At 71.2% G+C, this 10,637-nt stretch carries 7 protein-coding genes; 3 read left to right on the top strand and 4 right to left on the bottom strand.

Annotated elements, in window-relative coordinates; all coding sequences use genetic code 11:
* Positions 1-77: 77 nt before the first annotated feature.
* A complete protein-coding gene (locus ACGFIV_RS09410; RefSeq protein WP_392833527.1) occupies positions 78-3,410 on the bottom strand; it encodes an SbcC/MukB-like Walker B domain-containing protein in 3,333 nt (1,110 codons plus the stop codon).
* A 296-nt stretch (positions 3,411-3,706) separates the two neighbouring features.
* On the opposite strand from ACGFIV_RS09410, the gene ACGFIV_RS09405 reads away from it, so the two are divergent.
* The gene (locus ACGFIV_RS09405; protein ID WP_392833501.1) at positions 3,707-4,822 is read left to right on the top strand and encodes an alpha/beta hydrolase family protein; all 1,116 of its coding nucleotides are present in this window, start codon (positions 3,707-3,709) and stop codon (positions 4,820-4,822) included.
* Here the strand turns inward: ACGFIV_RS09405 and ACGFIV_RS09400 are convergent.
* Both ACGFIV_RS09400 and ACGFIV_RS09395 read right to left on the bottom strand, forming a co-directional pair.
* On the bottom strand, positions 4,787-5,485 hold the full coding sequence (locus tag ACGFIV_RS09400) for a response regulator transcription factor (RefSeq protein WP_358547942.1): 699 nt from the start codon (positions 5,483-5,485) through the stop codon (positions 4,787-4,789). The genes ACGFIV_RS09405 and ACGFIV_RS09400 overlap by 36 nt on opposite strands.
* 2 nt (positions 5,486-5,487) lie before the next feature.
* On the bottom strand, positions 5,488-6,603 hold the full coding sequence (locus tag ACGFIV_RS09395; RefSeq protein ID WP_392833498.1) for a sensor histidine kinase: 1,116 nt from the start codon (positions 6,601-6,603) through the stop codon (positions 5,488-5,490).
* 220 nt (positions 6,604-6,823) lie between these two features.
* On the opposite strand from ACGFIV_RS09395, the gene ACGFIV_RS09390 reads away from it, so the two are divergent.
* Both ACGFIV_RS09390 and ACGFIV_RS09385 read left to right on the top strand, forming a co-directional pair.
* Entirely contained in the window at positions 6,824-7,768 is a 945-nt protein-coding gene (locus tag ACGFIV_RS09390) for an acyltransferase domain-containing protein (RefSeq protein WP_358547884.1), read from the top strand.
* A gap of 366 nt (positions 7,769-8,134) precedes the next feature.
* On the top strand, positions 8,135-9,601 hold the full coding sequence (locus ACGFIV_RS09385; protein WP_392833495.1) for a DUF1996 domain-containing protein: 1,467 nt from the start codon (positions 8,135-8,137) through the stop codon (positions 9,599-9,601).
* Between the two features lie 168 nt (positions 9,602-9,769).
* Here ACGFIV_RS09385 and ACGFIV_RS09380 read toward each other — a convergent pair whose 3' ends face one another.
* Entirely contained in the window at positions 9,770-10,429 is a 660-nt protein-coding gene (locus ACGFIV_RS09380) for a response regulator transcription factor (protein WP_358547878.1), read from the bottom strand.
* Positions 10,430-10,637: the final 208 nt, after the last annotated feature.

Genomic DNA, 10,637 nt, shown 5'->3' with positions numbered 1-10,637 from the left:
CAACAAGCCCAACGACTCCGACCGGAAGGACGAACAAGAAAGGCTGACACAGAATTAGACCAGCTCAGCTGCCTTGATCAGATTGACAGGTACCGCAGCGCGCTGACGGCATGCTCCAGTGGGGAATGCGCCAGGTCGTAGTGGGCCGCGGCGGGCACCGCCGCATGCGTGGCCCACAGGTCGTACCCGGTCATGAACAGGTCCAGGTCGAACTGGGCGGCCAGGCCCATCAACTCGCCGCGTCCGGTGTCGTCCACTCCGGCGAACGCCTCATCGAGGGCGAGCAGCCGTGGCGCGTCGGGCCGCGCCGAGTTGAGCATGGCGTGCGCGGCGGCGAACAGTGGCAGGTGCAGCGACACCGACTGCTCGCCGCCCGACAGCCGGCTGTGCTTGGCGCGGGTGAGGCGTTCCTCGGTGCCGCCTGGCCGGACGAGCTGGAAGGTGAACTGCCGCCACCGGCGGTAGTCGAGCACCTTCGTGAGCAGCTCCCGGTAGGGCAGCTCCCGTTTGCGGGCCCGGGCGTTCTTGATCTGGGTGGCGAAGTGGCCGCGCATCCGGCCCAGCTCGTCCGGGCCCAGCCGGGCCGCGTCGGCGTCGAGCAGACCGCAGACGGCGCGCTGCTCGTCCTCCAGATTGTCGGCGAGCTGCCAGCTCACCCCGACCGTGGTCCCCGACGACATCCGGCGCGAGCGCATCTCGGTGTTCATCCGCCGGATCAGGTCGCGCGCGTCCACCGTTCGGTCGTGGATCTGCTGGGCCAGCCGGGTGAGCAGCGCGTCCTCCAGGATCCGCTGCTCGGATTCGCTGAGCAGCTGCTGCTGGTCCTTTCGGCTGGAGGTCATCTTCGCACCGAACGCGCCCACAGGCAGCGGCCCGTCCTCGTCCGCCACGCGGACCACGATCACCCCGTCCGCGCCGTCCCACTCGGGCCGGTAGTCCTGACCGGCGGCGGTGAGCTGCGCCTGGAGGTCGTCCAGGGCCTTGGTCAGCCGGGTGGTGGACTGCTTGAGCGAGATCTCGGTCGGGGTCAGGTCGCGCGTCACGGCGAGGATCGCCTCGTGGACCGCGGTCACCCCTGGCGGCAGCGCCCACTCGCCGGACACGGGGCCGAGCCGGTCGGCTTCCTGGGCGGGCCAGGCCAGACCGGGCGGGCACTTCAGGACGTCGAGCAGTTCCCGCTGGGCGAAGGGGGCCAGGGCCTTGGCGGTCTCCCGTTCCTCGCCCGCCGCGACGTGCAGTGACTCCTGCGCGGCGGTCAGCCTGGCCTTGGCGGTGGCGACCTCGGTGAGCGCCGTCCGCTCGGCGGTCCGCGCGGACTCCGCCGCCCGCGAGGCGGCGATGATCCCGGTCTCGGCCCGCTGAAGCTCGGCCATCACCTGGCCGGCCTCGGCACCCATGGTCTGCTGGAGGGCATCGAGCTTGGCGGCTTCCTCGGTGTGCTTGCGCCGCGCGCCCTGCTCGGTCCGCGCCGCGGCCGCCTCGTCGTCCGCCGCCGACTCCAGCCGCTCCGTGCTGCCCTCGACCGCGTCCCGCTGCCGCCCCTCCTCGCGCCGGCGGTCGGTCAGCGTGCCTGCCATGGTCTCGAAGCGATGTACGGCCTGCGCCACTTCGTCCACGATGGCGGGATCGAGGCTGTGTTCGGCCCCTGTACTGCGCAGCGCCCGCTCGGCCGCGCCCCAGGCGGCGACGGCCTCGTCGTAGCCGCTCCGCGCGCTGTCGGCGGTTTCGCGGGTGGCGCGGAGGCGTCCGGCGGTCCCCTCGTGCTCGCGGAGGGCCGACACGATCGGACCCGTCCTGGGCAGTGCGGCCCGGGCGTCGCCGATCGCTTCCAGCGCGGACTCGGCCCGGGCGTCGCGCCGGTCCTGCTCGGCGATGGTCTCGGTCAGCGCGGTGATCCGGGCGTCGCATTCGGCGAGCCGTACGGCCCGGCGGCGTGCCCGGGCCGTCGCACCGATGTACTCCGCCTGCCCCTTGTGGTGCGCACCGGCCTGGATCCCCTGGGTGAACCGCCCGTCGAGGGAGGTCATCGGCCGATCACCGCCGGCTTCCCCGCCGAGTGCCACACCGCGCAGGATGCCGTTGATCCGCTCGGCCGGGACCGGAGTCTCCCCCTCGGGGACAAGCAGGTCCGCCAGGCTGGGCGTGACCGGGGTGCCCGGCACCAGGTAGCCCTCGGAATCCCCCGCGGCGACGTTCTCCGGACCGGGAGTGACCCAGGCGTCCAGCAGGTTGGCCGCCTCCATCGCCGCTTCGACGGCGGCGGCGTGTTCCTCGGTGACGTGGTCGGCGAATCGGACCAGGCGCCAGAACGGGGCGCCGGATTTCCCGTCGCGTCCCGCCGTACGGGCCGCGAACGGGGGCGGCGCGTCGTCGCGCTCGGCGGCGATCTTCGCCCGCTCGCCCTTGGCCTCGGAGCGCTCCCGTTCGGTGGCGGCCCGCTCGGACCTCAGCCGGGCCTGGGCATCCCACAGGTCCTGCACCGCTTGCGCGTTCGCGGCACCGAAAACCGTGTCAAGACCCGGCGCGTCCGGTTCGCCGGTCCTCTCCAGCGCCTCGGCGAGCGGCCGCAGGTCGGCCTGCACGTCGCGGTGCCGTTCCCCCCAGGCGGCGAGCTGGGTCCTGGCGTCCTCGCGGCAGGACTCCACGCGCTTGGCGGCCTCCGCCTCGGCTGATTCGGCCTGGGTGGCGGCGGCGAGTGCCTGATCGAGGGCGACCCTGGCCAGGTCGCGGGTCTGCTCGGCCTTCTGCTTGGTGGCGATCGCGGCGCGGACCGCGCGCAGGTCGCCTGCCCGGGATGCCACCCGGCCTCCGACCCGGTCGGCGAAGCCCGCCGGTTCCGCGTCGGCGGGGCTCCAGGTGATCCCCGCGACTGTCGCCTCGTCGGCCAGGTCGGCGGCCTTGCGGGAGACCGCGCCTTGAAGCTCCGCCAGCAGCCTCTGCGCGGCGGTGAGCTCGACGCGGGCCTTCTGGGTGGTGGCGGCGCGCCGATCCAGCTCGGTCCTGGCCGCCGCCGCGGTCTCCGCGCACGTCCGTACCAGGCGTTCCAGGTCGGCGAGCTGTTCGAGTGCCTGGTAGGCGGCGCTGCTCTTGAGCTGCTCCAGCCTGGCCCGCAACCCGGCCAGGGCGTCCTCGCTCGCTGACAGCGTCGCCTCGGCCTCCGCCTGGGTCCGCTTCGCGGTGGCCAGGGTGGCGGCGGCCGTGCTCAACGCGGTGCGATGAGCGGCGACGTCCTCGCGGCGGCGGGTCAGCGCGTCGGCCGCCCACCGCGAATGCGTCCGCAGGTAAGTGGTGTAGCTGGACAGGAACGACTGGGTCGCCTCGTCGGCGGCGACCAGCCCCTCCAAGGTCCGCTGCACCGCCTCCATGTCGTCGAAGGAGCGGGATGCCTCGGCGATCAGGTCGTCGTCGATCGGGCGAAGACCGTCGGCGGCCCGCTCCTGGCCACCGGAGTGATCGGCGAAGCTTCAGGCGTCTTCCGCAACCTTCCCTGAAGAGGACCCTGCAGGAGCATCGCCAAGCGGCGGACAGCGAGCTGGTTCCAGGCCGACCCGGGGCGACGTCCGTACTTCTCATCCCGTCGCGCGGACCCGGGCCCGGAACTAGCTCCGGGGGTGGAGTCGGGCTCGGACGCTACCTTCCCGGGTTGAGCGGAAGGTCGTGCCGGCGACCGAGGCCGCGGCCGGTTGCGGCCGACATCGTGAAAGGTATGAAACGAGCTCTCCTTCTGGCGTTCGCGCTGGTCCTGCCGATTGCCTCCTGTGGCGCCCCGACGGCCGTACCGGCGCAGCGCCTGACGATCCCCACACCGACGGGGCCGCATCCCGTGGGAACCGTGTCCGTACACCTGGTCGACCAGTCGCGCCAGAACCCCTGGACCAAGGCGGGCGGCAAGCGTGAGCTGATGGTCAGCCTGTGGTATCCGGCGAAGGATGTGCGGAACCACAAGGTCGCTCCTTGGCTGCCCAAGGCGGCCGCCGACCGATACCTGGAGGACAACGGGCTGGAGCGTGGTTCCGTTCTGCTGGACACGACCGACGGTCACGAGGGCGCCCCCATCGACCAGAGCCTCGGCAGGTTGCCGGTGATCCTCTACTCCCCCGGCGCCAACGCCTCACGCGCGTACGGCACCGGCGTCGTGGAGGAACTGGCCAGCCGAGGCTACGTGGTGGTCACCATCGACCACCCCTATGACGCGGCGGTGGTCGAGTTCCCCGATGGCAGGGTGGAGACCGGGCCTGAGGTGACCGACTTCGCCAAGGCGGTCGAGGTCCGGGTGGCGGACGTGCGGTTCGTCCTGGACCAGTTGCCCACGCTGGACACGGCACACGTCTTCGATCTTCAGCGGATCGGCATGTTCGGCCATTCGCTCGGGGGTGCGGCGACCTCCTCGGCGATGTACGCCGACAAACGCATCAGGGCCGGGCTGGGCCTGGACGGCGCCGTGTTCGGCAAGGTGGCGCAGTCGGGGCTCGACCGGCCCTACCTGGTGGTCGACACCGAAGGAAAGGGCGGGATGTCGACCAATCCGGCGTTGCGCACGTTCTGGGACGGCCTGCGCGGCTGGCGGCTCAACCTCACACTCAAGGGGGCGGCCCACAACTCCTTCGGCGACGACGCCCTCCTGATCCCGATGGCGGCCAAACCGCTGGGCCTCAGCAAGGCCGAGCTAGAGGAGGTCGTCGGCACGATCCCGGCCGAGCGGGCGCTGGCCTTCCAGAAGGCGTACCCGGTGGCCTTCTTCGACCTGCACCTGCGCGGGCGGAAGGAGCCGCTGCTGGACGGACCGTCACCCGCCTTCCCCGAGGTCGGCTACCGGCGCTGAACCGGCCGTGACCACTCCGCTCTCATAGGCGGCGATGACCAGCTGGGCCCGGTCGTGGACGTCGAGCTTGGCCAGCAGGCTGCGGATGTGCGTCTTGACGGTGGCCAGGCCGAGGCCGAGCCGCTCGGCGATCCGCGGGTTGGTCAGCCCCCTGGCCACCAGCACGAGCACCTCACGCTCCCGGGTGGAGACCTGGGCGAGCCTGGCCGCCAACGCCCCGGGGACACCGGCCGGCTCGCGCCTGGCGAACTCCTCGATGAGCCGCATGGTGATGGAGGGAGCCAGCAGGGCTTGGCCATCCGCCACCACCCGCAACGCCGTCAGCAGGTCGCCCGGCCTGGTGTCCTTCAGCAGGAATCCGCTGGCGCCCGCGCGCAACGCGGCGTAGACGTACTCGTCGAGGTCGAAGGTGGTGAGCATCACCACCTTGACCGCGGCGGTGGCCGGGTCGGTCCTGATCAGCTCGGTGGCCTTGATCCCGTCGAGGTCGGGCATCCGTACGTCCATGAGCACGAGGTCGGGGCGAAGGCGTCCGGCGAGCTCCACCGCCTCCCGCCCGGTAGCCGCCTCGCCCACGGCCGTCAGGTCGGGCACCGAGTCGATGAGCATGCGCAGCCCGGCCCGCAGAAGCGCCTGGTCGTCGGCGACCAGCACCGTGGACACGCTCACCGCTCTCCTTTCCAGGGCAACCGAGCACGCACGGCGAAGCCGCCCCCGGGCTCCGGGCCCGCTGAGAAGGTTCCGCCGTTCATGGTCACCCGCTCTCTCATTCCGGCCAAGCCGTGACCGTCGCTCCAGCCGGGCGCCTCTCCCCTCCCGTTGTCGATCACCTCGACCACGAGCTCCCGTCCGCTGTACGTGCTGACGGCGACGCGGCAGCGCGCGGGGCCCGCGTGCTTGACCACATTGGTGAGCGACTCCTGGACCAGGCGGTAGACGACGAAGGCGAGCCCGTCGGTGATGGTCAGGCCAGGCTCGACGTACAGGTCCACGTCCACCTCGGCCGAGGCGGCTCCGGCGACGAGCCCGGGTAGCGCGGCCAGTCCGTAGGACGTCTCGCGGTCGGCCGGGTCGTCGCGGAGCAGGCCGAGCAGCCGCCGTAGGTCGGCCTGTGCGTTCCTGCTGGTGTCCTCGATGAGTGCGAGCGCTTCGCGCGCCTCGGCCGGGTGGGTGTCGGCGACATGGTTGGCGATGCCGGCGCGCATGGAGATCAGGCTCATGCTGTGCGCGACGATGTCGTGCACCTCGCGAGCCATCCGCACCCGCTCCGCCGTGGCCGCGGCCTGGGCGGACTGGACGACCGCACGCGCCGCGTGCGCGCGCTGCTCCCGGACCGCGACGCCGACGGTCCAGGCGAGACCGAGCACCAACCAGGCGAAACCGCACGCCGACAGCGCCGAGCCCCACGAGGCCGAGGCGACGGCCTGACCCGCCGCGGTGAGCGTCAGGGCGGCTGACAACGCGAGCGCCGCGAGCCGCCGCGGTTCGAGGAGAGCGACGGCGTGCAAGGCCACCGCCAGCGCCGGGTACGCCTCCGCCCACCCGGTGAGCGGCGCGACCGTCGTCGCCGCCAGGACCACCAGGAACACCGGCACCGGCCACAACCGCCGCACCGCGAGCGGCAGGCAGGCGACGGCGATCAGCGGGATCGTGGCGTGCTGCGCCTGCAGCCAGGCCGCCGCGCCGAAGGCGGTGGCGAGCACGACGGCGGCGACCGCGTCGACTGCCACCCAGTGGCCTGGCCGGAGCCTGCGCACGATCAGGGGACGCCGCTCGACCATGGGCTCAACACTAGCCCCGCTGGTCATCATCCATCTCCGCACCAGCCCTTCGTGTACGAGCCCTGCGGCTGAGGGCGCTGCCGGCTCCGGCGGAACACCCATGCCATCCCGGCACGCGGGAGCCGGTAGCGGTCTACTTGGTGACCCTGCTCGCGGTCCTCTCGCGCCGAGGAGAGCAGAGACCAACAAAGCAGGACACGAGGTACGTAGGATCGTCCGCGTGGATCTGGACGACACCGCCGCCCGGCTCGGGGTACCCGTCGAGGACGTCGAGCGCGTGCACCGGCTCGCCGGGGACCGGCCGTCGGCTCCGCTGCCGGCCAAGGCCGACGCGCCCGCGATGCTCGACCGGCTCTCGGTACGGCCGGACGACGCCGCCGAGATCATGGCGGGCTGGCCCGACCCCGGCTCTCCACTGTGGACTCCGGAGCTGCGTTGGCTGCTCGACCGCTCGATCGCCTTGGTCCGCGCCGATCTCGGGGGTCACGGCTGGCTGTCGCCCGGTCCGGAGCTGCCGCGCGAACGGGGCCCCGCCTGGCGGCATCTCTACGTGTACGCGTACCTGGCCCTGGTCGAGGTCGTCACGGGGTACCACCGCGACCATGGCATCGCCGACGCCGTGTCGTGGGGGACCCTCGCGGACCTGGGCCGCAACCTCGCGATCGACCGGCGGATGCGGCGCGAGGGCTGGCCGGTCATGCAGAGCTGGCTGACGCTGCACGCGCGCGGCGGCGTCTACGAGCTGGGCCGGATGCAGCACCAGCGCGGCGACACCGCCATCGACCTGCACATCCCCGATTCGGGACCGATGACCCCGGAGGCGGTCACGGCGTCGCTGGACGAGGCCCGCGCGTTCTTCCCGCGCCACTTTCCCGGCGAGCGCTACACGGCGTTCGCCTGCGGCTCGTGGCTGCTCGACCCGCAACTGCGGGAGTACCTTCCCGAGGACTCCAACATCGTCCGGTTCCAGCGGAGGTTCGAGCTGGAGCCCTACGAGGAGCCGGAAGGACTGGACGCCGATGTCGAGGTGCTGCGGTTCGCGTTCCGCACCCTGACCACGCCGCTCGACCAGCTGCCGCGCCGCACCGTGCTCCAGCGCGCGATCGTCGATCACCTGAAGGCCGGCCGTCACTGGCACTGGCGCCGCGGCCGCTTCCCGATCTAGCCGGGCCGAGACATCCACAGATCTGCCTCACGATCAATGAGACGTGACTTCATCGATTCGTCTCACCGATTCTGAGGTACCGCAGTTCAAGTGGGTCTCATAGTCGATGGGCGGCCTCTGAAAGCCTTCCTGGCGGGCCCGCTGAAAGCGCTATCCGGCGGGACTTTTGACTCATGTGCTGACACAGCGTGGCAATTATCGTGAAACACATCTGTAATGGTCGTTCGAGTGACATCGGATCGGGCGTCGCCGGTGTCCAGGCCGCCTCTCCGGCAGTGACGGTCCCCCGATGTGTCCGTGTGGGAACGCCGGCGGATGGCCAGGCCCGGTCCGCCGACCCCACGCGCACGCAGTCAGGAGGAATCCATGCCAGAAGGCATCGGAACACCGCGCCAGATCGAGCCCCCACGGTCGCGGTACGCGGTCACGGCGATACGGCGCCGCGCACGCCGGCGATCGGTCAACATGCTCATCAGCGGCGCGGCGGCGGTCGCCCTGGCGCTGGTCGCCGTCATCGTGACACCCATGGCGAACGCGGCCACCCAGGATCTGACGGTCCAGGCGGAGTCGTTCGCCGCGCAGTCCGGCGCGCAGGTCGAGCCGACAGTCGACACGGGAGGCGGCCAGGCCGTCGGCTATCTCTCCGGCGGTGACTGGATGCGGTACGACGGCGTCGACCTCGGCACCGCCGGCCCGCTGACGGTCTCGGCGAGAGTCGCGTCCGCGGTCACCGGCGGATCGGGCACGATCGAGCTGCGCACCGGGTCGCTGACGGGGCCGATCCTCGCCCAGTTCGCCGTCACGGGGACGGGGGGCTGGCAGTCCTGGGTCACCCAGACCGCGACCGCCGCCACCACCCATCCCACTGGCGCGCAGACGCTCTTCGCCGTCATGCGGGCCACCGCCGGTTCCGGCGACTTCGTGAACATCAACTGGTTCGCGTTCAGCGGCGGGGGCACCGCCACCCCCACTCCCACTCCCGGGTGGATCACCATCGACCAGGCAAAGTGGAACGCTCAGCTCGCCGCGTTCCGGGCGATGCCGATGGACCCGGCGCCCGCCAATGCCGTGCGAGTCCCGGAGTTCAACGCGTCGTGCACCTACAGTCACTCCAAGCCCGACGACCCGATCATCTTCCCGGGGCTGCCAGGCGCGTCGCACATGCACAGCTTCTTCGGCAACCACAGCACCGACGCGAACACGACGACCGGCACCCTGTTCGCCAACACCGGCACAAGCTGCGCGCCCGCCCCGGCGGACCTGTCGGCGTACTGGGTCCCCACCGTGTACGAGCGCGGCAAGGCGGTCGAGCCCAAGAGTGTCGTCGTGTACTACGGCTCGCGCCTGACGGACCCGACGGCGACGGTGCCCTTCCCCCAGGGCTTCCGCATGATCGCCGGCAACGCCAAGCTCCAGACGCCCACTCCTGCCGGGTCGGTCAACCAGTTCTACTGCGCCGGCCCCGGCGGTGAGATCGGCCGTAGCGCCGACGGCAACTGGCCGCTGTGCGCCCCGGGTGCCACCCTGATGTTCCAGCTGGTGTTCCAGGACTGCTGGGACGGCGTCCACCTCGACAGCCCCGATCACAAGTCGCACGTCTCCTACACCTACGACGGCAAGTGCGGCGGCGCGTTCCCGGTCGCCATCCCGTCGATCTCGTTCGTCATCGCCTACCCGACCAGCGGGAGCGCCGACGGCTTCACCCTGGCCTCGGGGATGGCCTCTTCCATGCACGGCGACGTGTTCCTCGCCTGGGACAACGACGCCCAAGGCCACCGGGTCAAGAACTGCGTCGTCCAGAAGGCCAAGTGCAACACCGCCGGTCAGTTCTGATCCTTCCCGGAGATCCGCACGCGGCGTGAACGGTCGCCGCTCCCCCGGCGCACTGACGTGGCCCTGGCATCGATGCCAGGGCCACCTGCCTGTGGGTACGTTCGGGATCGCCCGCGTCGAAGGGCAAGCCGATCATCGCGGGCGCTCTCGGCTGAACTGCCCGCAGGGCTACGTGTGACCGATCCACCGCAGGACAGCCTCTATACGGCTGTTCACGCCCAGCTTGGCGAAGATGTGGTGGAGGTGGTTCTTCACGGTCTTCTCGGTGAGCAGCAATCGGTGGGCGATGGCAGCGTTGGACAGTCCTTCGGACAGCAGCGCAAGGACGTCCTGTTCGCGTTGGGTGAGCGCGTAGCGGGATCGGGCTTCTCGGCGTCGCTCGGCGAGGTCGTGCTGGGCCTGTTCCTGGGCGCCGTGGTCGCGGACGGTCGCGGTGGCGACGGCCGCGGCGACGGGCGACAGCCATCCGTGGCCCGCGGCGACGGCGATGATCGCGCGCCGCAGTTCACCGGGGTCGAACTCGCCGTGGACCAGGTAACCGCGAGCCCCGTCGCGCAGCATCCGAGCGATGAGCTCCGGGTCGGCGTCGACGGTGAGAGCAAGGACACTGGTGTGCCTGCTCAACTCGCCGAGCACGGACAGGCCGTCGGCGATCGGCGTCCGGGGGTCGAGCAGGGTCACGGTCGGCTGGACGAATTGGGCGATGGCGACCGCTTCTCGGCCGTCGGCGGCCTCGCCGATGACCCGTACGTCGTCGGTGGCGTCGAGGAAGCCGCGCAACGCCGAACGGACGCTGGGGTTGTCGTCGACGACCAGCACGCCGATCATGACGGGCTCCCGGCGAGCATCGGGGATGCATGGCGCACCGCGACCGAAGTGCCCAGACGGGACCGATGCACTGCTTCTCCTCGAAATGGGAGGCACCCTGCCAGGACTGCGACGCGAGGAGGGAGAGAGCGCTCTCCCGGTTGAAGGGTGCATCCGCGTTAGATCACCTGTCAACACTTCTCGCGAAGAAGAACTGATCCGCTGAGGA

The organism is Sphaerisporangium sp. NPDC049003 (genome assembly GCF_043197795.1).
Taxonomy (GTDB): Bacteria; Actinomycetota; Actinomycetes; order Streptosporangiales; family Streptosporangiaceae; genus Sphaerisporangium.
The sequence above is the reverse complement of the archived record's forward strand: the minus strand, read 5'-3'. Positions and strand labels throughout refer to the sequence as shown.